Origin of the sequence: Arthrobacter agilis, from assembly GCF_030816075.1 — a bacterium.
GTDB classification, from domain to species: domain Bacteria; phylum Actinomycetota; class Actinomycetes; order Actinomycetales; family Micrococcaceae; genus Arthrobacter_D; species Arthrobacter_D agilis_E.
In genome coordinates this window covers 655978-678794 of the sequence record NZ_JAUSXO010000001.1, presented here as the reverse complement: position 1 = coordinate 678794, position 22817 = coordinate 655978, and the positions used below count along the sequence as shown (strand labels likewise).

The 22817-nt window shown below is 73.0% G+C and carries 11 protein-coding genes; all 11 read right to left on the bottom strand.

Annotated features, from left to right (window positions below):
- Positions 1-20 precede the first annotated feature (20 nt).
- The gene (locus QFZ50_RS02915) at positions 21-287 is read right to left on the bottom strand and encodes a WXG100 family type VII secretion target (protein WP_307081743.1); all 267 of its coding nucleotides are present in this window, start codon (positions 285-287) and stop codon (positions 21-23) included.
- 174 nt (positions 288-461) lie between these two features.
- Positions 462-4898: an FtsK/SpoIIIE domain-containing protein gene (locus QFZ50_RS02910; RefSeq protein ID WP_307081742.1), complete on the bottom strand. Its 4437-nt coding sequence runs from the start codon at positions 4896-4898 to the stop codon at positions 462-464.
- 9 nt (positions 4899-4907) lie between these two features.
- Entirely contained in the window at positions 4908-5627 is a 720-nt protein-coding gene (locus tag QFZ50_RS02905) for a hypothetical protein (RefSeq protein WP_307081740.1), read from the bottom strand.
- Between the two features lie 12 nt (positions 5628-5639).
- Positions 5640-7349, bottom strand: coding sequence for a serine/threonine-protein kinase (locus tag QFZ50_RS02900; protein ID WP_307081738.1), 1710 nt, complete (start codon positions 7347-7349; stop codon positions 5640-5642).
- A complete protein-coding gene (locus QFZ50_RS02895; protein WP_307081736.1) occupies positions 7346-9325 on the bottom strand; it encodes an FHA domain-containing protein in 1980 nt (659 codons plus the stop codon). The genes QFZ50_RS02900 and QFZ50_RS02895 overlap by 4 nt, the downstream gene beginning before the upstream one ends.
- Complete coding sequence (locus QFZ50_RS02890) at positions 9322-10269, bottom strand: PP2C family protein-serine/threonine phosphatase (protein ID WP_307081734.1); 948 nt, start codon at positions 10267-10269, stop codon at positions 9322-9324. The genes QFZ50_RS02895 and QFZ50_RS02890 overlap by 4 nt, the downstream gene beginning before the upstream one ends.
- Positions 10266-11603: an RDD family protein gene (locus QFZ50_RS02885; RefSeq protein ID WP_307081733.1), complete on the bottom strand. Its 1338-nt coding sequence runs from the start codon at positions 11601-11603 to the stop codon at positions 10266-10268. Before QFZ50_RS02885 ends, QFZ50_RS02890 begins: the two co-directional genes overlap by 4 nt.
- A 137-nt stretch (positions 11604-11740) precedes the next feature.
- Entirely contained in the window at positions 11741-14170 is a 2430-nt protein-coding gene (locus tag QFZ50_RS02880) for a transglutaminase family protein (RefSeq protein ID WP_307081731.1), read from the bottom strand.
- A complete protein-coding gene (locus tag QFZ50_RS02875; RefSeq protein ID WP_307081730.1) occupies positions 14167-15570 on the bottom strand; it encodes a DUF58 domain-containing protein in 1404 nt (467 codons plus the stop codon). Before QFZ50_RS02875 ends, QFZ50_RS02880 begins: the two co-directional genes overlap by 4 nt.
- A gap of 54 nt (positions 15571-15624) precedes the next feature.
- Positions 15625-16596 (bottom strand): AAA family ATPase, encoded by a 972-nt coding sequence (locus QFZ50_RS02870; protein WP_307081728.1) that lies wholly within the window; start codon positions 16594-16596, stop codon positions 15625-15627.
- Positions 16597-16664: 68 nt separating this feature from the next.
- Complete coding sequence (locus QFZ50_RS02865; RefSeq protein ID WP_307081727.1) at positions 16665-22727, bottom strand: Ig-like domain-containing protein; 6063 nt, start codon at positions 22725-22727, stop codon at positions 16665-16667.
- Between the last annotated feature and the right edge of the window lie 90 nt (positions 22728-22817).

The following is a 22817-nucleotide window of genomic DNA, read 5'->3' as shown; positions in this document are numbered from 1 at the left end:
GTGGACGGGACCGGAGGGACCTACGCCGAGGCGGTCTCCTGGTCCTGCTTGTTCTTCTGGACGGTCTGGCTCACGGTGCCGAGCTCGGAGGCGATGCCCGTGAGCTTGGCGCGGTGGCCCTCCCAGTCGCTGCGGAAGCGGCCTGCGTCGGGGCCTTCCCAGCCGGTGGAGGCGAGCTTGGTGGTGAGCTGGCTGACCATCTGGTTGATCTCTTCGGACTTCTGCGTCAGGAGCGTCGCGAGTTCCTGCATCTCCTGAGGGTTGTTACCGTGCGTGATGTTGCTCATTGTCCCCACCTTTCGAGTGTGCCGGCCCGGTTCTCCCGGTACCGGCCGCCCTGCCGGTCTGTCCGGCCGGGCAACTACCAACAACCTATGCGAGCCCCCGCGGACGGTCGATGGGGAGCTCTCCCCATACGGGGTCAGGCGCCACCAGAGGGCCGTGCCGGCGCTGAAAGAGACCTAGGACGCGCCGCCCATCGTGGTTGCAACTTGAACCTTATACGCCTTGCCCCGGCCGATGAGGTAGCCGCGGCCCGGGATGAACCTGTTCCCGGCCGTCCGGCCCACCGAGGTGCTCAGCAGGGTGTCGCCGTCGATCTCGCCGGGGTTGAGCAGGAGCCCGCGCCGCCCGGACTTGAACGGCCCGGCGAGGTTCCAGGCGCTCGACCACGTGGAGGTCTCCGCCTCCCCCACGACCCACTGGTTGGCCTTGATGGCCGCCTTCACGAGGGTCGAGAGTTCCATCTCGGCGGGTGAGTCGGTGAACTCGGTGACGCCCTCGATGAAGAAGGCGACGGCGTCGTCCGACTCCGTGGTCAGCGCCATCAGGCGTGCCAGTTCGGGCTGGACGGCGGCAGGGGTGGCGTACGCCTCGTCCCAGACGGGCAGGGACGCGATCGAGGACTTCCGGGACCCGAAGTAGATGCGGCGGGTCTGCGGCGAGGACCGCTGGAGGGCCGCGGCCAGGGTCACGAGGGCCACCGTGCGCCCGGCGCCGGGAGGCCCGCTGACCATGAATCCGCCGCGTGCCGCGATGGCCGCAGGCTCCAGGTTGAAGTCGTCCACGCCGATGACCGGGCTGCCGGGCGCGCCCATGGGCAGCACGTCGAGGTCCATGGTCTCGGGAAGGCTCAGCACCCCCGGTGCCTGCGGGACGCCCTGGCGCAGCATCGCGTCGCGGAGCTTCTCCACCTCGCGGGCCTGCAGCGCCAGGTTGGCGTTGCCGCCGAAGATGGCCAGCTGGATCTCCTGGCCGTCGCTGAGGCCGCGGCCCGGCGGCGAGGTGGCGGACAGGACGTCCTTGGGCACGCCGAGCATGGCGTAGTCGTCCTTGCCGGCGAGACGCAGGACGATCCGCCGCTGGATCGAGGCCGCGAGCGACGGCGGCAGCGCGTTGGTCCGCTCGCCCGTCACCACCACGTGGACGCCCATGGGTCGCCCGTCGGTGGCGATCTGCTGGAACAGTTCGAAATGGCGCGCCGAACCCTTGAACTCGTAGTTCTCGCGGAAGGTGGACAGCCCGTCGACGAGGAGCAGGATGCGCGGCTCGTCGGGCTTGCCCGCGAGCTTCCGGTACTCGGTGATGGTGCCGGCGCGCACCTCGGCGAAGCGGTCGGCGCGTTCGTCGATGATGCCGCGCAGGTACCGCAGCAGGCGCCCGATCCGCTCGGAGTCCTCGCCGTCGAGGATGGCCCCGACGTGCGGCAGCTGGTCCAGCATCTGCAGGCCGTTGGAGGCGCAGTCGATGCCGTACACCTGCATGGGGCCGCCGCGCACGGTCACGGCCGCACCGATCGCGAGGGTCCGCAGGGCCGCGGACTTGCCGGATCCGCCGGCGCCGAGGAACGCCATGTTCCCGTCGGTGTCCGGTGCGTAGAACACCGTGGGCTGGGCCTGGTGCGCGGGATCGTCGGCGACGCCGAGGAGCATCCGCTCGTCGGTGCGGGGGTTCGGCAGCTTCGAGAAGTCGTAGGCCGCCGCGAGTTCCGCGAGCCACGGCTTCCGGGGAGGCTTGATCCCCAGTTCGATCGCGGCCTGCGACACGTTCGCCACGATGCGGGAGATGTCGTTGGGCCCGCCGACCTCCTCGACCTCCTCGACGCCCTCGCGTTCCCAGGCGGGACCCGAGCCGAAGTCCATCTCGACGATGTCGATGCGGGGGCGGGCGGGGGCGCGCGTGGTCCAGCCGCCCGCGTACCCGGTCTGGAACCCCTGGATGCGGCCGGGTCCGGTCTTGGCGGCGCCGCGGCCGGGGATGGTGGGGCTGAAGTAGGCGGCCATGGGATCGCCGAGGATGTCCTCGGAGTCGTCCGTGTCCGCCATGCGGAGGGCGATGCGCATGTTCGTGTTGGCGCGCAGGTTGTCCTTGATGACGCCGGCCGGCCGCTGGGTGGCGAGGATCAGGTGCAGGCCGAGGGACCGCCCGCGGGCCGCGACGTCCACGACGCCGTCCACGAACTCGGGCACCTCACGGGCGAGGGCCGCGAACTCGTCGACGACGATGATGAGCGACGGCGGTGTCTCCGGGTCCGCCTCGCGTTCCATCGCCAGCAGGTCCTTGGCCTTCTTGCGGTTGAACAGGTGCTCCCGGTAGTGCAGTTCGGCGCGCAGCGAGGTGAGCGCCCGCCGCACGAGGTGCGGCGAGAGGTCGGTGACCAGCCCGACGGTGTGCGGGAGCTGGACGCACTCCGCGAAGGCCGCGCCGCCCTTGTAGTCCACGAAGAGGAAGGTGAGGCGGTCGGGACTGTACGCGGCGGCCATCCCGAGGACCCACGACTGCAGGAACTCGGACTTGCCGGCGCCCGTGGTCCCGCCCACGAGGGCGTGCGGGCCCTCGGTCTTCAGGTCCAGGTACATGGGCTCCACGCCCTTGGACCCCACGAGCGCGCGGAGTGAGCCCTGGTGCTTCCGGTTCGGGACCGCCGACGCGGCCACGGAGTTGTTCTCCGTCCAGCGGTCGGCGACGGCCGCGGTGGCCTCCATGAGGTCGTGGCCGGCGAGCGTCACGTAGGACACCGCCCGCGGCAGGTCGGAGTCGTCGTCCACGGGGGTGCCGACGTCGATCACGGGTGTGAGCATGCGGGCGAGCTGCCCGGCGAGCGCCTCGTCCACGCTCTCGCAACTCACCGGTGTGGAGAGCCGGCCGAGGCGGACCTGCCCGGAGACGTTGGCGGCGTCGCCGTCCACGGCGAGGAAGTCGCGGCACGCGGCCGGCAGGGCCGGCACGGACGTGGCGATCCAGAGGAGGTGGACGCCGACGTCGGCGCCCAGTTCGGCGACGCGCGTGAGGCGGGCGCGGTCCACCGGGGCGTCGTCCTCGACCACCACCAGCACGCTCGGCACCAGGGGTGCCGGCAGTTCGACGTCCTTGAGTTCGAGCCTGCCGCGCAGGGCGGCACCGGACCGGCGGCCCGAGCGGGCCGCGATGAGGTCCTCGAGCTGGGACAGCAGGGCGGCGCCGGCGGCGGGACCGGCGGCGAGGTGGTCGCCCGCGAGCGGGCTGTGGACCGAACCGGCGTGCGGCAGCCACTGCAGCCAGCCCCAGCGCGCCTTCGAGCCCACCGAGGTGAGGGACGTCAGCACGAGCTCCGCCGGGGAATGCAGGCCGATGGCCTGGGTGACGAGGCCGCGGGCGACGTCGTCGACGGTCCCGCGGGGGCCTGCCAGCCCCAGCGCGCCGGAGAGGCGGAAGTTCGCGACGATGGGGACGTCGTCGATGGTCGCGTACTGCTCGACGACCCTGGCGATCTCCTCCGCGTACTCGGCCAGGGTGTCGTTGCTCGAGCCCTCCCGGATCTCGACCCGCGACGGCGCCGTCCCGGTGCCGAAGCGCAGCGTCAGGAAGGAGGCGTGCTCGGGCCGGTGCGTCCACAGCAGCGGGCCGAGCTTGTAGATGGAGTCGACGGTGTCCGCGACCGAGGGGGCCTCCGCGTGGCGCACGGCGCGCTCGACGCGCTGCAGGCGGTCCATGTCCTTCCGGAAGAACGCCATGGCCTGCGTGTACTGCTCCACCGCCTCCCGGAAGCTCCGGCGTGCCGTGCCGCGCTGGTCGAAGTAGTTGGCCACGAGGATGAGCGGCATCATGAGCGCGAACAGCGCACTGAAGGGGCTGCGCGTGACGGCGAACATGACCATGCCCATGAGCAGGGGCGCCGCCATCATGATGTACGGGAAGCGTTGGGGCTGCGGGCGTTTGGGCCCGGCCGGCGGCGTCTTCGGCGCCACCTCGAACGACGGCACCACCCGCGGCGAGCGGTTGAACTCGACGAGCGGGTTGGTGGATTCCCCGGCGCCGGCCCGGCCGAGGGAGACGACGCTGATGGTCGTGTCCCCCAGTGCCACCTCGTCCGCGGACGTCAGCGTGGCCCGGTTGACCCTCGTGCCGCCCATCAGCAGGCCGTTCGCCGAGTTCGTGTCGATGATCTCGATGGTGTCCGCAATGTTGATGCGCGCGTGCCGCTTGGACATCATGGGGTCCGAGAAGCGGATGTCGGCGTTGCGGTCGCGGCCGAGGTAGCTGGCGCCGACGGGCAGGGAGAACTCCTTGCCCGCATCGGGTCCCGCGAGGACGCGCAGCGTCGCCACCGACGGTCCGCGGTCCTGGCCCGGCACGTCGAACTGGTCGCTGACCTGCGTGAGGGTCACCGTGGAGCCGGGGCGCAGCCCCGATTCGAACAGGCTCCGGTCCGGGTCCAGGGTGCGGCCGCGCATGCCGCCGGCCACGTAGGACTCGTCCACCGTCAGGGAGAGGCCGGGAGGCAGGGCGGCGCCCGCTCGCCCGGGGTCGGAGGCGTAGAGCTCCCGGGCCACGTCGCTGACGGTCGCGAGGCCGTCCACGGTGACGGCGAGGTCCTTGGCCGGTTCCGGCTCGCGCCGGAGGGTCAGGCGAAGCTTCATGCGGTCCGCTCAATCGTCATCGGGGGTGCCCTTCAGTGCGTCGCCGGGGGTGTCCAGCAGGTGGAGGTCGTCGGAGGTGACGAGGTGGGAGGTGATGGCGTGCTCCACGAGGCGGGCACGCCGGTTGGTGGCGAGTTTCCCGCCGCCGGCGCGCAGGCCCACGACGCCCACCCGGTCCAGCTTGTCGCACACGTTGTCGAGCTTGCGGTTGAAGCGCGTCAGCGCCCAGCCGAGGCGCCGGGCCGCTTCCGCCGAGGACGGGATGGCGCTGAACCCGGTGCCCTCACGGCGCAGCATCGGCTCGGCGAGCGCCACGATCAGGGCCTTCTGCGCGTCCGTGAAGCGGACGGGCCCGATGGTGGTGTCCCCCGCGCTGTCGCCGCTGCGGCGCTCCTGCCGGAACGCGGGCGTCTTCAGGTGCACGTCGAACTCGTAGGTGGTCGGTCCGGCGGTGAAGACCACCCGGGTCTGGCCGAAGACGAGCGGGATGCGCGCGCCGGGTGCCACCCAGGCCTGCATGCCGCCGCTGACGTCGGCGACCGTGGCCGAGAGGATGCTGCCGACGTTGCTCAGCCACCAGATGCCGTTCTGGCGCTCGATCTGCAGGAATTTCCGGTGCAGGTACGGGTTGTCGTCGACCTCGAGGTCGCCCTCCCTGCCGATGTCGAAGACCTGGTCGTCCGCGGGCTCATGCCATTCGCCGCAGAAATCCAGTGCGAGTTCCCCCAAGGTGTTCCTCTCCTAGTGCGGATAGCAGCGGCGGACGGGCTCCGAGGCGGGCCCGTTGCTGCGCACGAGCTGCACCTCAATGCAGGTGGTGCCGGACGGGCTGGCCTGCACCGCGGCCGTGAGCTGCAGCGTCCTCACCCATTCGCCCGTCTCCTGCACGGTGACGGTACGGAAGCGGTAGAGGTCGCCGTCCTGCGGGTCCGGGTTGGTCCAGCTGAACGCGATGTCGTTGCCCTGCGGCGCGCCGGTGAGGCCCTCGGGTGCCGGGACGTTGCCTTCGAGGCCCGCCATGGGATCCGACGGCGGCTGGGTCAGCCCCACGGGTGGCTCCTTCTCCTCGGACCCCCCACCGAACACGACGGCCGCTCCGCTGACGGTGCCGAGCACCACGAGCGCCGCCGCGCCGATCAGCAGCGGGAGCCGCCGTCGGGCCGGCGCGGCGGTCGCCCCGGGCGCCTCGGCGGCGGTGGCACCGGCCGCCGCCGGGCGGCGCATCGTGGTGTCCAGGGGCAGTGGGTCCTCGGTGGCGGTCCCCGCCCCCCGCAGGACGGTGCGTTCCCCCCAGCCCGCGTCGGCGGGGGCGACCGGGACGGCTGCCGGCGCGGGAGCGGGCAGGACGCCCGACGCCGCCGGCACGCTGGACCCGACCCTGCGGCCGGTGGCCTCGCCGAGGGCGGCGCCGCCGGCCGGCCGGGGCCGACCGGTGCGGCCCGTGGCGTCGCGCTCCGGGAAGGGCGCGTTGGGGAACGTGGGTCCGAAGGTCGTGGACTCCGGATCGATGGACACCACGCGCCGCACGCGCGTCTCCTCGGCGCCGCCGTCCTCCTCCGCGTCCGGCTGCGGGGCGTCGTCGAGCACCTCGAACGGCGTCACCGAGTAGCCGAGCTCGGTCTGGATGCGCTGGAGCGTCAGGGCGAACGAGTAGGCGGACTCGAAGCGGGAGCCCGGCAGTTTGGACATCGCCGTGGCCAGGGCCAGTTCCAGGGAGTCGGGTACGTCCTCGCGTCCGGTGCGCTGCAGCGGCATGGTGGCGATACGGTCCATCAGCGCGGCCTGGGAGTTGTCCATGCCGGGGAACACGAACGGCGAGCGCCCGGCGAGCAGCGTGTAGACCGTGGCGCCGAGCGCCCAGACGTCCACCTTGACGCCGTCGAGCCCTCCCCCGTGGAACGCCTCGGGCGGGGACCACGGGATGGACATGCCCTGGTCCTCGTCCGTGCCGCTGGTGTCCATGGTGCCGGAGATCCCGAAGTCGGTCAGGGCGGGCCGGTTGTAGTCCGTCACGAGGATGTTCGCGGGCTTGATGTCGCGGTGCGCGATCCCGGCGCGGTGCGCGGACTCGACGGCGGACGCGACCTGGATGCCGATGGTCAGTGTCTCCGCGACGGACAGGCGTGCGCGCCGGTAGCGGATGTCCAGGCTCGGCCGCGAGCAGTACTCCATGGCGAGGTACGAGTGGCCCTCGGCCGTGGTGTCCGCCTCGTAGATCGTCACGATGTACGGGTGGGAGGACAGCTGGGCCATGAGGTTGGCCTCGGACTCGAACGCCCGGCGGGCGCCCTCCGTCCTGAGATCGGAGATGAGCACCTTGACGGCGACCTGGCGGCGCGGCCTGTCCTGCTCGTAGAGGTAGACGTCCGCGAAGCCGCCGGAGCCCAGCAGGCTCACGTAGCGGAACCCGGGGATCGAGGGCGGGGGCGCGGCGGCCCGGCGGGTGCTCACGGCAGGTCCTCGAAGCGGAGGGAGACGTCGTCGCCCAGCTGGGCGATGTCGCCGTCGAGCAGGAACGCGCTCTCGCCCTGGCCGAGCCGGCGCGGCGGCTGTCCCTCGCGGATGAGGACGGTCCCGTTGGTGGCCTTCAGGTCGCACAGGAGCACGTGCCAGCCGTCGAGGCGCACCTCGACGTGAGACCGCGAGATGTCGCCGGAGGCGGACTGCACCTGCACGAGCCGCGGCATCTCCCGGCCCTGCACGCGGGAGACGGAGGGCTGCCGGCCGACGACGAGGGAGCGGTCGAGGTCGATGACCTCGCCCGTCGAGATCCTCATGACGCCGAGGCTGGGGCGGCGCACCTGCCGGGTCTCGGCCTGGAGGGCGGCCCCGCAGACGGTGCAGGCCGAGCTGGTGGGCGCGTTGGCGTGGCCCGTGACACAGAGCCTCGCGAGGACCAGGGGTCCGGTTCCCGCGCGGTCCGCACCGCCCGGAGCATCCGCCGGGCCGGTGCCGCCTGCTGGGTCGCCCGGCGTGTCCCCTGCCGCCTCCTCCGGCGTGTCCGGCAGCTGGCTGCGGAGGATCGTCTGGCCGTCGTGGTCGCCGAGGACATCGCTCGTCGTCCCGGCGTCGCCGGCGGACGTGCCCGGGACGCGGTCCTGCGCGGCGGACACCTGACCCGGTGACACGGGCTGCGGGGGCGCCGGGGTGGCCGACGGCTTCGCCCAGGGCACCGAGTCGATGAGGAGGGTCGGCGGGGCCGCCGGCTCCGGAGTTGCCGGGGCCGCCGGAGCGGGCGGGTGTGCCGGGGCGTCGGCGCGGGACGCCGGTGATGGTCCGGCGTCGGGTGCTGCCGCGGGGTCCGCCGCGCCCGGGGACGGGTCCGTCCCCGGGCGGCCGGCCGCGGGGGCGGAGCCGAGGGTGGGGGCGTCGTCGGCCTCGCGGACCGCTGCGTCCTCGACGCGCCGGGCGATGGTCTGGTCCCACAGGTGGTCGTAGTCGGGGCCCGACGTCCCTTCCTCCTCGGCGGCGTACGCCGGCGTGCCCGGCGAGCCCTCGGGCCCGTCGGATCCGGTGTCCTCGCCCGATGCGGGCGTGGTGACCGGGGGCAGCGGCTCGGCGGCCGACACGACGGTCGGGTCGGCGACGTCGGCGGGGACGCTGGTCAGGTAGAGGCTCGGGTTGATGGTGGCGGAGTCGTCACCCTCGGGCTGGTCGTCGGGGCGACGGGCGGACCCATCGGCGTCGTGTTCGGCCCCCTGCGGCACCGCTGCAGGCTGCTCGCCGTCGGACGGCTCGACGGCGGAGGACGGCTCGGCCTCGAGCTCGGGGTCCATGGCGCCGAGACTGCCGGGTTCAGCGAGCGGCACGGACGCGGACACCGCCGCGGTCCCGGTGCCCGTGCCGGGCGCGGCGGACGGCATGCGGGAAGCCTCGGCCCCGGCGTCCTCCGCTGCGCCGGCCCTCCGCAGGCGCGCATCAGCTGCAGCGCCCGCCTGCGCGTCGTCCGCGGCGCCCGCGACGTCCTGATCGACAGGGGTCGCCGTGATCGAGCCCGCGAGGACGGCGCCGCCCACCAGGGGCAGGAGCTGCTCCGTGCCTGCCGCCGGCCCGCAGGTCAGCGTGAAGGAGGAGCTGTCGTCGAGGAGGTGTTCGGTCCAGGTGGTGACCCGCTCCCCCGAGTAGGTGGTGGACCCCGTGGGTCCGGTGACGGTGAGGCTCACGTGTCCGCGCAGGATCACGTGCAGGCCGTGCGCCGTCGACGCGACGGCGAACGGGGGCATCGCGGCGAGACCTGCCCCGAAGCCGCCGCTGACGAGCGGCAGCAGCGTGCTGATCCCGGCGTCGTCGTCCATCGCGTCCCAGACGGCCCCGACGGTGGCCGGCGCGGTTCCGGCGGGGAGGGCCGCGAGCACGCGGCCGCGCACGAGCACCGTCCAGTCACCGGGCGCGTAGGCGTAGGCGGGCAGCGGCTGATCGGTCGTCATGGGCCCTCCGTGGTGGGGCGGTCCGACGGCCCGGTGGCCTGGTCCGTCGGCAGGATCGCGTGCGCACCTGCGGGCATCCGCCCGTCGGCCTGCGCGGGGTGGCTGCCGGTCTCGACGGCGTGCCCCACGTCGGCGGCGAAGGTGCCGCCGCGCGGCGCCGTGGTCTGCATCTCCGCCTCGTCGCCCACGCCGGTCGCGTCGACGATGATGAGGGTGACGTTGTCACGCGCCCCGGAGCGGAGCGTCGCTTCCACGAGCTCCTCGCAGGCGTGCTGCGGATCGCGGACGGTGCTGAGGACGCCGTAGATGCCGTCGTCCGTGATCTCACCGCTCAGGCCGTCCGAGCAGATGAGGATGCGGTCGCCCTCCTCGACGGGCATGAGCCAGAAGTCGGCCTCGGCGTCGTCGCCCGTGCCCAGGGCTCGCGTGACCACGTGCCGGCGCGGGTGGGTGCGGGCCTGCTCGGCGGAGATGCTGCCGATGTCCACGAGTTCCTGGACCTCGGAGTGGTCCACGGAGATCTGCCCGAACTGTCCCTGGCTGAGGCGGTAGGTCCGCGAGTCGCCCACGTTGAAGAACAGCCAGTACGGCATGCCGGCCTCCTGGACGAGGACCACGCCCGTGAGCGTCGTGCCGGCCTGGCCGCCCGTCTGACGGCGGATCTCGTGGTCGGCGTCCTCGATGAGCTCCTCGAGGTCGGCGGCGGAGAACTCCGGCAGGTGCCGGCCGATGATGGGGCTGTCCCCCAGCGTCCTCACGCAGATGCCGCTGGCGATCTCCCCCGCCGCGTGGCCGCCCATGCCGTCGGCCACCGCGAAGATGGGCTCGGAGGCGATCAGGGAGTCCTCGTTGAGTTCCCTGCGCAGGCCCCGGTCGGTCGCGAACCCGTACGTCAGGCGCAGGTCCCGTGGCGGCGTGGCGGGTTCGGTCCGGTGATCCGTCATGGGCGCACCACCAGGAAGCTGCGGTCACCGAAGTGCACCGTGGAGCCCGGCTGGGCCAGCAGGGTCTCCCCTGCGCGCACGGGGGTGCGCTGGCCGTCCGGCGCGGTGATCGCGCTGCCGTTGGTGGAGTTGCGGTCGGAGACCCACAGGCCCTGGCCCTCCACGCGGACGTGGAGATGCGTCTTGGACACGGAGCGCCCCTGGTCGGAGAAGTCGATGAGCTGGTCGATCATCTCCCCATTCTGCCCTGCGGGATTCCGGCCGATCAGCGCGTGCGATCGCAGCTCCACCTCACGGCCGTTGTCGAAGAGGATCCTGAGGGGACCCGGGGCGCGGCCCGCGGTCACCCGGGTCAGCTCGACGTCGTCGTCCGGGTGCGCTGCGGCGGCGGTCGGGTGCGCTGCGGCGGCGGTCGGGTGCGCTGCGGGGGCCGTCGGCTGTGCTGCGGGGGCAGGGACCTCCGGAGCGTCCGGAGCGGGCGCGAACGAGACGACGGCCGGGGCGGCAGGGGTCGCTGCCGTGCGGTGACGGTCCGGGCCCGCCGGGCGCGGGACGGGGCCGGGAAGCAGCATGCCGTCGCCGGCGGGTGCGTGCTCCGACGGCTGCGCCCGCAGGGGACGCGACGTGGCGTCGTCGGGCGCATCCGCCCGGAAGGAGCCGGGCACCGGGAAGGAACCGGGCACCGGGGACGAGGCGGGCTCCGGCGCGGACACCGCGGCCGGTTGGCCGGCGGGCTCCTGTCCGTCGGCCGCGCGTGCGCCCGGCACCGGGGAGGCCACGGGCTGCAGACCGGGCGCGGGCTCCGACGGAGCGAAGGACGCGGGGCCGCCGATGCCGCCGGTCTCCAGCGGGTTCCGCCCGGTCCGGACGTCGAAGACACGCGTGTGCGCTGCCTTGTCGTGCCAGCCCTGCTTCCTGTCGTGAGGATCGAACACGTTGGAGACGAGCATGAGCACGGGGCCGATCACGGGGACGATGCCGGCCACGCCCACGAGGAGGCCGCGGACGAAGACGGCGAGCCAGCCCGCCGGGTGGCCCTGTTCGTCGGTGGTGCGGATGCCGAGCAGGAGGTTGCCCGGGGTCTTGCCCGTCCTGGCCTCCCAGCCCCAGATGGCGATGGCGTAGGCGAGGGAGAGCAACACGCCGATGCCGGAGAAGACGAGAAACCCGGTGAGGTCCACCTGCTGGGTGACGGCGGAGACCTGCTGCGTCCTGATGGTGCTCGCCCCGACGGCGGTCAGGACACCGCTGAGGACCGCGGAGGGCAGCGCGTCCACCAGCTTCGCCACCAGGCGCCGCAGCGCGGCCGCGTCCTTCAGTTCACGCTGCGCCATGCCCACCCCATTGCTTCCTCCGGCCGACGCCGGGTCCGAACCGGCCCGGTGCCCGATCCTGTTGCCACAGGAAACACAATAAAGCGTGCCCGGACGCAGCGACGCCGCGCACCGCGGGCACTCCAGCATGCCGGCGCTCATGGGCGTCCGCCCCCTGTCCCGTCCTGGCCCCGGCCGCGGCCGCTCCTGCGGCCTCCCCGGCGTGCACCGGCGTCGCGCCTGCCGGTACCTCTGCGGGCCTCGGCGTCGCGCAGGAGCGAGCGCGGCGAGAACCGGGCGCGCTGGCGCTTCCAGAAGCCGACGGATCCGCGCATCCCGTCGAGGGAGGTCCGGACGTCCCGCCAGTAGTCCTGCACCTCGTCCTCGCTCGGGTCTCCGGCGGCGAAGATCCCGGCGTCGGCGCGGGAGGCGAGCTTCGTGGTGGACTCGCTGCTCTGCGGGAAGGCAGCACCGAGCTCGCGGGCGCTCTCGCGCCGGGTGGCGCGGGGATTCGTCTCGGCCCCGAGGTCGGTGGCGAGGCTGACGAGCTCGCTCCAGCCGCCGCCCACGCGGTCCGCGGGCAGGCCCTGGTGCTCGCGGCGCTTCCGCCGCTTGCGCTTGAGCAGGGCGACGACGACGAGCGGCACCACGAGCACGACGACGGGGATGAGGACGACCCCGATGATCGCGAGGTACGGCGCCAGCTCGTCGAGCAGGTCCTTCTCGCGCTCCTCGGCGTCCTGGGGCTCGGGCGCCGAGTCCGGCGGGAGCTCGGCGGGTTCCTGCGGCGGCGGTGGTGGCTGCAGGACCTGCGGTTTCGGTGAGGACTTCGGCTGCTGCTGCGGCGGCACCGGTTCGTTGTCCTCGGGGGGCGTGGGGTTGAAGGCCACCCAGCCCACGCCGTCGAACGCCACCTCGACCCAGGCGTGCACGTCGCCGCCCGTGATCTCGAGGGGCCCCTGCGCGTTCCCGACCTCATCCCAGTCCGGGTAGAAGCCCATGACCACCCGGGCCGGGATGTTGACCTTGCGGGCCATGAGCGCCATGGCCACCGCGTACTGCTCGTCGTCGCCGACCATCTGGTCCGCGTCGAGGAGGTTCAGCATGCGGGCGGCGCCGTGGCCGGGCAGGGACTTCGCCTCGTCCTCCTTGCCGTTGCTGAAGAAGCCCTGCGCGCTCAGCACCTGCTCCAGGCGGCGTGCACGCTCGATCGGCTCGGACACGGCTCCGATGTATTCGCCGGCCTTGGCCGCGATCACGGGAGGATCGTTCTGCACGCGCGGCAGGGTGAGGTCCGCGAAGCCGTACTGCGCCAGCTGCTCCTCGGAGAAGGTCTCGGGGAACAGGGCGTTGACCTCGTAGGTGTCGCCGGACTGCACGCCGACCGTCGAGAGCGCGGTCCGGGCCTCGTCGTTGTAGTAGAGCGACCGGCCGAGCTCGGAGGCGCGCGGGCCGCCGAGCCGGACGCCCTCGAGCTCGCCGCCGGCCGGCAGCCAGACGCCGGAGTAGTCCTTGATGTCGAAGGTGAGCTGGGCGCTCGTGCCGCCGTCGAGGTCGTCCGGGTCGATGTCGCCGAGCTGCTGCGCGTCGCCCACACGGGCGAAGTTCCCGGCGGCCTGCGGGTTCACGTTGTAGACCACGCCGTCGTACGCGTCCAGCGCGGCGAGCCGCACGCGCTCCCCCTCGGGCAGCCCGTCCACGGTGAACAGGACGGTGTCCTCGTTGTCCTTGACGTACTTCCGGAAGCTGGTCAGCGGGCTGGGGTAGGCGAAGAGGTCCACGGGAGGCTCGACGACGTCGCGCAGCACCCTGCGGTCCTGCCCGGCGGCGACCACGGGGCTCAGGGCGAGGGTCAGGACGGTCGCGGCCGCGAGGACCCCGGCACCGAGTGCCAGCCTGCGGTTCCTGCCGGACGCCGCCGTCGCCGGATCCGTGACGGCGGGGTTGATAGCCACCCGGGTGCGGGCGTCGGTGCGGGCGATGTCGCGGCGGTAGGCCAGCCACGCCATGGCCGCGACGACGAGCAGGATCCCGCGGATCTCCGGCAGGGAGGCGCGGTTGGTGCCGAAGGCGATGCCGGTGGCGAACAGCACGAGGACCGGCAGCATGGGCCAGTACGGGGTGCGCAGGCGCCAGGCGAGGGTGCCTGCCACCACCGCGCACAGCATGGCGGCAAGGAACGGCACCACGAGCATGCCGCTGGCCGTCCCCACCGGGTCCGCGACGGTCAGGATGTCCTTCCAGGAGAACACGACGCCGACGATCAGGATCCGCAGGGACCGCAGCGTGGGCAGGAACCCGAGGAAGGCCTCCTGCGGTGCGGCGAGCGCGTGGCCGAGCACGAGGTAGGTGCCGAGGAAGACCCCGATCATCATCCAGAGGCCCCAGCGCAGGAGCCGGCCCGCCCAGGCGATGCCGAGCCCGAGGATGATCCCGGCGAAGCCTGCCACGAGGTACCGGGCGTCGCCGCCGAAGGTGGGCCCGAATCCGAGCACGCCGAGGCCGAGGAGGAGCAGGAGGACGCCGGCGTCGATCCCCGCCTGGAGGCGGGGTACCGGAGGGGGTGCGCTCTGCGCGGCGCGGCTCATGCTGCGGCCTTCCGGAGGACGAGGGCGAGGTCGTCGAGGGAGTTCAGGGTCAGGACGGTGAGGTCCCCGATGGTGGCGCGGCTCTGCTGGCCGTCGGTCACGCAGCGGATCGCCAGGCACCGGATGCCGGGCGGGATGGACGCGGCGGCGGACCTCAGCTGGGAGGGCGTCACCTCGGGGCCGACGACGAAGAAGACCACGGAGGCGTTCGGGACGGCGTCGGCCGTCGTCCGCGCGAGGTCGAGGGCCGTGGCGCGCACGGCGCGGCCCTCGATGCGCGTCATGTCGTCGAGCAGGTTGCGGCCCGTCTCGGTGCGCAGCGGGCCGTCCTGCGTCAGCACGCTCAGGTTCCGCTGCTCGCGGATGGCCTGCAGGCCGATCGACCCGGCGACGGACACGGCGAGCTCGAACTCGGTCTCGCTGGCGTACTCGTTGGTGTTGGTGGACAGGGCGACGGCGAGGTGCGAGCGGCGCGTCTCCTCGAACTGCCGGACCATCAGCTTGTTGGTGCGGGCCGTGGTCTTCCAGTGGATGTGGCGGCGGTCGTCGCCGGGCACGTAATCGCGCAGGGCGTGGAAGGACACGTCGGCGCTGGAGAGCTCCTTGGTCGGGAGCCCTTCGAGGTCCTTGATGAACCCGGCAGCGGAGCCGATCAGCGGGGTGGTGCGCGGGTGCACGAACAGGTCCGTGGGCTCGGTCCAGAGCACCTCGCGGCGCAGGATGCTCAGCGGGTCCGCCCGGACGGACCGCACGGGCCCGACGACGATGACCGCGCGCCGCTGCGTGGGGATGCTGAAGAGGTCCTCGTGGACCTGCCCGGGGGTCAGCCGCGGCAGGTGGAAGATGGCCGTGGCCGCGCCGACCGGCAGTTCGAGGGAGGCGGGCAGGAGCGCCTTGTCCGAGGTGTTGGAGACGGAGACGCTGCCGACCGCCCGGTCCCCCACCGCCACGCGGGTGCGCGTCAGGTCCAGGTCCACCCCGTAGGAGGACCGGCCGAGGATGAAGCCGATCGCGAGCAGGACCAGCAGCGTGCCCATGAGGGCGGCCACGAGTGCCTCGCTCCAGCCCAGGACGGTACCGAGGATCCAGAGGAGCACGACGGCGGCGATCAGGAGCCGGCCGAGCGGGCTGACCACGGACGCCACCGGCCCCAGCACCCTGCGGCCGGCCGCCGTCGCACGCTGGACGGCGGGCGCGAGCGCTGCACGGAGGAACGGCCCCGACTCGGCGACGAGCGAGCCGGGGTGCAGGGCGCCGCCCGGGCGGTCCCGGCGGCGCCCGGCGCGGGGGGTCCGGGGCGCGCGGGCCGGCCGGCCGCTCCCGGGTTCTCCCCCGGGAGGGGCCGATCGGGCAGCCCGGTCCGCGCGGCGGGACCGGGTCTCGGTGGTGGAGGTTGCCATCTGCTGCCTGCTGCCTGCTGGATCGGGGATGGGTGGGTGGGGGACGACGCGCGGCTAGGCGGACGCGCGCTGCTGCGGTGCGGACACGTCCGCGAGGACCCGGCGCAGGACCGCTTCCGGGGTGGCGCCGGCGAATTCGGCCTCGGGGTCCATGACGAAGCGGTGGGTCCACACGAACGGCGCGAGTTCCTTGACGTCGTCGGGCAGGACGTAGTGCCGGCCCTGGCCGGCGGCCCACACCTTCGCCGCGCGCACCATGGCGAGGGCGCCGCGGACGCTGACCCCGAGGCGCGTCTCGGGGGCGGTGCGGGTCTCCTCGGTCAGGCGCGAGATGTACTCGAGGACCGCGGCGTCCACGTGCGTCTCCGCGGCGAGGTTCGCCATGTCCACGACGGCGGACGTGGTGATGATCGGGGTGAGCGCGAGGGAGCGGTCGCGCGTCGCGGCACCGCTGAGGAGCTGGACGGTGGAGGCGTGGTCGGGGTAGCCGATCTCGGTCTTGATGAGGAAGCGGTCCAGCTGGGCCTCGGGCAGCCGGTAGGTGCCGGCCTGCTCGATGGGGTTCTGGGTGGCGATGACCATGAAGGGGCGCTCGTTGGTGTAGCTCACGCCGTCCACGGTGACCCGGGATTCCTCCATGACCTCGAGCAGCGCCGACTGGGTCTTCGGGGAGGCCCGGTTGATCTCGTCGGCGAGCACGATGTTCGCGAAGATGGGGCCCTTGTGGTACTCGAAGGCCTGCGTCTTCTGGTCGTAGATGGTCACGCCGGTGACGTCCGAGGGCAGGAGGTCGGGGGTGAACTGGATGCGCGAGTGGGTGCCCTGGACCGTGGCCGCGAGGGATCGCGCGAGCATGGTCTTGCCCGTGCCGGGTGCGTCCTCGAGGAGCACGTGGCCCTCGGCGAGCATGGCGGTGAGCACGAGGCGCACCACCTGCGACTTGCCGAGGACGGCCTGGCCCACGTTGCCCACGAGCTTGTCGAAGGTGCCGGCGAACCAGGTCGCCTGCTCTGCTGTCATTGCCATCGTTCGTTCTTCCTGTCGTCGGTCGTGCTGTCGTTGTGGTCCGTGTCCTGCTGCCGGCGCCGCGGCGCCTAGAAGTCCCAGCCGCCGTCGGCGCTGAACTCGCCCACGCCGTCGACGACCACCTTCAGGTAGCCCGGCGTGGTCGAGTCCGGCTCGAACTTGCCGTAGCAGATCCTGCTCTGGAAGGTCCCCGAGACCGGGAAGTCGTCGATGCCGCTGGCGTACGCCCTGGTGCCGCCGTTCGTCTGGTCCGCGTAGCAGCTCACCCGGTGCGGGCCGGCGGGGAAGTTGTTCACGCGGAACATCTCCCAGTAGGTGTCTTCGGAGGTGATCGAGGGGTTCCGCGGTCCCTTGCCGATGTCCATGGTGGTGGGCGCCGTGCCGGCCTGCGCGGTGGCCTCGCCGGACCGCTGTCCGGCGGAGTCGCGCGTGGTCACCCGGATGCTCCAGGAGGTGTTCGCCGAATCGCCCTTGTCGATCGATCCTCCGGCCGGTCCGAGGCTCCCGGCCTGGCCGTCCGACGTCGTGTAGTCGAAGCCGGTGATCTCCCGTCCGTTGGAGGACGGTGCGGTGACCGTGAAGCGGACGGACATCCCGTTCGCCTGGGCCTGCACGCCGGGAGCATTGGGCGCGCCGTAGGGGACGACGGCGTCGGACTGCGCCTCCGGTCCGGGCAGCACCTGCCCGTCCGCGGTGTTCACGGCCCGCAGGGTCACGCGGTAGGTGGTCCCGTTGGCGATGCCGTCACGGATCACGCGGTCGCCCGGCACCGCCCGCCAGCCGCCGCCGAGGCTGTACTCGTAGCGCAGCTGCCCGGGCGTCGCCCCGTTGCGGGCGGCCTCGCCGTAGGCCACCGTGATGGAACGATCGCCCTCCTTCGCGGAGACCCCGGGCACGGCCCCGGGCGCCCCGGAGGCCTGCCGCGGCGCGGAGGCCGGGCTCGTCCCGGAGACGCCGGCCTTGTTGGTCGCCGTGACGGTGAAGCTGTAGGGGGCCTCGGAGTTGGCGACGGTGACCGGGGAGGAGGTCTGCGAGCCGGAGAGTTCGGTGCTGGTGACGGCCTGCCCGTTCTGCAGCGTGGTCAGGGTGTAGCCCTGGATCTCGGCGCCGTTGCCGGCCGGGGCGGTCCACGACACGTTCATCACGGAGTTGGCCTCACCGCCCCGGGAGCCGAGGGCGGAGACCGGTGCCGCCGGCGTGGCCGGGGCTCCGGCGGGGATCTCGGGGGCCGAGTACGCGCTGTACTCGGAGGGGTCCGGAGCCCTGTTGTAGGCGCGGACGCGGACCTGGTACGGCGTGCCGTTGGCGAGGCCGCTCCATTCAAGCGACGTCCCCTGCACGCCCGCCTTCAGGGCACCGCCGCCGGGCGGTGCCGGCGAGATCTCGAGGTCGTAGCTCTCCACCGGGGACCCCTCGGTGGGCGGCACGCTCCACTGCACGGCGAGGGAGCCGTCCCCGAAGGTGAGGGCCGGTGCCTCGGGCGTGGAGGGCTTCTCGTCGGGGCGGGCGACGGGTGACGCCGCGGACGGGTCCGACTCCCCCACCTCGTTGGTGGCCGTCACCGTGAAGGTGTACTCGACGTTGTTGGTCAGCGGCGTGAGGGTGCAGGTCGTGGACGGGCAGGCCTGGCTGAAGCCGCCGGTGCCCTGCACGGTGTAGCCCGTGATCGGTGCGCCGTTGGCGGCGGGAGGATCCCACTCGAGGACCGCCGTGCGGTTCCGTACCTCCACCACGAAGGGCGCCGAGGGGGTCTCGGGGCGTCCGCGGACGGTCAGCCGGATGCGCCCGTCCACCTGCCGGTCGGCGGCCCGGGTGCTGTCGGCCACGCGGTAGCGCACCACCAGGGTGCCCACGAAGTCCTCCCCCGGGGTTACGCTGACCTCGGAGCCCACCACGGAGGCGGATCCGGTGCCCGTCTCCACCTCGGCGTCGAGCAGTTGGAGCGGCGTCTCGGGGAAGGGATTGGTGTCGTTCGCGAGGACGGGCACCGTCACGGTCTCGCCCTGCGCGGCGTCGCCGAGCACGTCGTCGTTCGCCACGGCGAGCGGACGGCGGGAGGAGACGACGACAGCGTCCACGATCGCCTCGGCGCGTCCGCCCCGCGGGTCCGTCACGGCGACGCGGAGGGCCGCGCGCGTCCCGGCGGGGGCGTCGGCGGAACCCACCTCGAGCACCGACCCGTCCAGACGGGCGCTCAGCCCTGCCGGCGTGTCACCGACGAGGGAGAAGGTCAGCCTGTCGCTGTCCTGCGGGTCCTCGTCGGCGGCGAGGCCTGCCAGGTCGAGCGTGCCGGAGCCCTCCTGCTCCACCTCGACCCCGCCGGAGGTGAGCGTGGGGGGCGTGTTCCTGTCCGGATCGGGCAGGACGCGCACTCCGACGGTCAGCACGGAGGTGAGCCCGTCCGGGTCGTCGGCGGAGGTGCCGTCGGTGACCTCGAACGTCACCGACGCGGCGCCGGAGTAGTCCTGTGCCGAGGTGAAGGCGAGCGTCGAGACGTCGCGGACCAGCGCCCCGCCGTCGGAGGCGACCGCCGAGACCCCGGAGTCCTCGGTGATGACGGGCGTGCGGCCCTCCCGCACCACCACGAGGTCCGTGAGGTCGAGCAGGAGTTCCTCGCCGGTCTGCACCTCGAGCGGTTCGGTGTCGCGGAGGGCGGGCCGCTGGTCCCGCAGGCCCGGCACGCGGATGAAGGCCACGGAGCTGAGGCCGTCCGGGTCGGTCACCTGGTACGGGACGAGCTGGGCGTCCTGCTGCAGGGTGACGGTGACGAGTCCGTCCGCCGCGGAGACGCCCTCGGTGTTCTCGGGGAAGGTGATGGCCAGCTCGTCGAACGCCCCGTCCGGGTCCACGTCGTTGTCGAGCACCGGGACGTCCACCGCGGTCCGGCCGCGCGTGTCGGCGAAGGACACGCGGTCGTCGAAGGCCACGGGTGCGAGCCGGCGGGCGGTCGGCGAGACCTCGATGCGGACGGTCCCGACGACGTCGCCGCCCCGCCCGTCGGAGACGAGGTACGGCACGGCCGTGGTGATCGGCTCGGACGGCGCATCGAAGAAGAGCTTCCGGTCGATGATCTCGGCCTGCAGGACCGCGGGCAGGTCGAGCCCCTCGAGCGTCACGGACAGCGGGTCGCCGTCGGGGTCGGAGTCGTTCTTCAGCACGTCGACGCTGACCCGGCGGTCGGGCTGCACCGCGATGGAGTCGTCCACGGCGACCGGGGGCTGGTTCGCGGCGGACGGCGGGGCGATCCCGACGAGGACGGTCGCCGTCGAGCGGGCTCCGTAGCGGTCCTCGACGACGTAGCTGAAGACGTCCTGGCCTGCGACGTCGCCGGCCGCGGTGTATTCGATGAAGGTGGCGCCGACCACGGCGGTGCCCTTCGTCGGAGCCTGCTCGATCCCGACGAGCGAGACGGAATCGCCGTCCGGATCGATGCCGTCGAGCGGGATCACGATCCTCGTGGGGTTGCCCGCGATGGCGCGGGCCTCCAGGGCCTTCGGTGCCGGGCGGGCGTTGTTCTCGGCCGTCGCGGGCTTCACCCGGAAGGTCACCTGCGCGGAGTCGCTCTGGCCGTCGGGGCCGAGGACGGCGTAGACCGCGTGGAACGTCCCTGCCGCGGTCCCGGCCTTGAAGCGGATGGCGTCGCCGGCCACGGCGATCAGGCCGCTGCCCTCGCTGGGCGGTTCCACGAGCTCGGGCGCGAGCGCGAGGTCGGCGTTGTCGGGGTGCACGTCGTTCTCGAGCACGTTCACGGTCGCGACGTCGCCGGCCCGGACCGTCACGTCGTCGGCCGTGGCGCGTGGCGGTTCGAGCCTCTCCGGTGCCGGGAGCGGCAGCACGGAGACCTGGCCCGTGGCGCTGCTCGTCCCGTTCGAGACGGTGTAGGTGAAGGTGGTGGGGTTCCGGAGGCCCCGGGCGTCCGTCACCCGGAGGATGTTGTGTTCGAGGACGGCGACGTTCAGTTCGCTGTTGGGCGGCAGCTCGACGGACTGCAGGACGAGCACTCCCCCGCCCGGGTCGGTGTCGTTGGCGAGGGCGTCGACGAGCGTCTGGCCGCCGGTGGGCAGCAGCGCGACGTCGCGCACCGCGATGGGGTCGCCGGGCGCGCCGCCCTCGGGGGTGACGTCGACCCGGACGAGCGCCTCGGCGGTCGCCGGTCCGTTGGCGACGACGTACGTCACGTAGACGGTGCCGGGGACGGCCGAGGAGAAGGTGAAGGTCCCGAGTTCGTAGTCGGGGGTGACGGTCGCGGTCTCGGGAGGCGTGACCTGCGTCAGGCGGAGGCCCCGCCCGCTCGGGTCGAGGTCGTTCTTCAGCGGGGCGACGACGACGTCCTGTCCCGCGGCGACGGTGATGTGGTCGGAGTTCGCCTGCGGCGGCACGTTGCCCGTGGGCTGCACGTCGAGGAGCACGGTGCCCTCCGCGGTGTCCTGCCCGTCGGAGACCTGGACCGTGATCTCCTTCGGGCCGAGCGTGCCGCCGGCGTCGCGGTAGGTCAGCTGCCCGTCGTCGCGCGTGCGCACCTGGTCGCCCTCGGTGCCGATCGTCGCGGACCGGAGGAACAGGTCGTCGCCGTCGGGGTCCTCCCAGTCGGACAGGATGTTCGCCGTGATCGTGGCGCCATGTTCGAGGGTGAGCCGGGTGGCCCGCTTGGGGGACGGCGCGCCGTTCGCGGTGTCGGAGCGCACGTCGAGCTGGACGGCCGCGGTGTCGGTGCCGCCGCGGCCGTCGTCGATGCGGTACTGGAAGCTGTGCCGGCCGGGGGCGGCGTCCGCGGGGACGACGATCTGCAGGCCTGTGGAGTCGTAGACGGGCTGGACCGTGCCGACGGGCGGGTCGTCCCCCTGGAGCGTGACGGTGAGGATGTCGCCGTCGGGGTCGGAGTCGTTGTCGAGCACCGGGAGCAGCGTGGTGCGCCCGGGCCGGACGCCGAACGCGTCGTCCTCGGCAACGGGTGGGCGGTTCTCGCCCGTGCGGTCCGGCAGGGTGTTCAGCGGGTTCTCGTCCGCCGATTCCTGGTCCTCCTCGTCGCTCTCCTCGGGCGGGGGGATGATCTCGTCCCAGTTGTCCACGAGCACCATGTCCTGCTGCACGAGCCAGACGTTGCCGCCGGCGAGGTCGTTCAGGATCACGACGTCGCGGTTGGTGCGGAAGACCAGCTCGGACCGGGCGCCGAGGGACGGGATCGCGCTCGCGTCGTCGTCGGCGTCGTTGGCGCACTGCCGGAGGTATTCGGCGGACCCGGTCCAGGCGGCGTGCACGCACCCGTTCAGCTGCACCGGGGCGATGGGCCGGCCGGGCGTCGTGGTCGCCGTGCCGGTCGGCTCGCCGCCGTCGAGGGGCACCTCGAGGAGGGACGACGCCGTCGCGACGGCCACCCGCCCGGCGTCGGCGCTGCTGAGCTGGAGCACCGCGTCGGTGGCGTCGGGCAGCTGCTGCACGTCACCACCCGTGATGAGGCCGCCGGTGCCGGTGAGCACGACGGCGGTGCGGCCCACGAGGGTGATCTGCAGGTCGCCGGTGATCTCGGGGACGGTGGCGGTCTCGGGTTCCGCATACTCGCCGTCCTCGAGGACGAAGGTGGTGACGGTGTGGGCCTGCGGGTCGGCGACGGCGACGGTGTCGTCCGGGCCGATGGCGGCGACGGTCCCCGGCGCGCCTTCGACGAGCGGTGTGGCGTCCTCGGTGGTGAGGCTCGCGAGGGCCGCGGTCTCCCCCACCCAGACGGTGCCGTCGGCGGGCTGGACGGTGAGGGCGTACCGGCTGCCGAGCTGGACGTCCTCGTACTCGGGGAGCGCCTGTTCCTCCCCGGTGGTCATGCTCGCGGTGTCCACGCGGTTCAGGGCGCCGACGTCGCGGTTCTCGGAGAACACCGTGGCGGCGCGCTGGTGCACGTCGAAGGAGTTGCTGTTCGCCACGAACCCGCCGTCGAGGGTGCGCGACGGGTAGTTGAGGTGGCCGACCAGGCCCAGCGTGGTGTTGGTGACCCAGACGCCGCCGTCGTTGAGGTCCACGTCGGCGGTGCGCACGCCGGGGTACACGACGGCGCCCGTGACCGCGAGCGCGCCGACGATCGACAGCGCGACGGCGCGGACGGATCGGCGCGTGCGCGCAGTGAGACCAGACAGCTTCAAACTATTTTCCCCCGGAGACCTGGAACACACCTCGGTGTTCCTGCATCAGTGTAGCGGCGCGCGGTGGTGCTCCCCATGGGCAGGACTCCC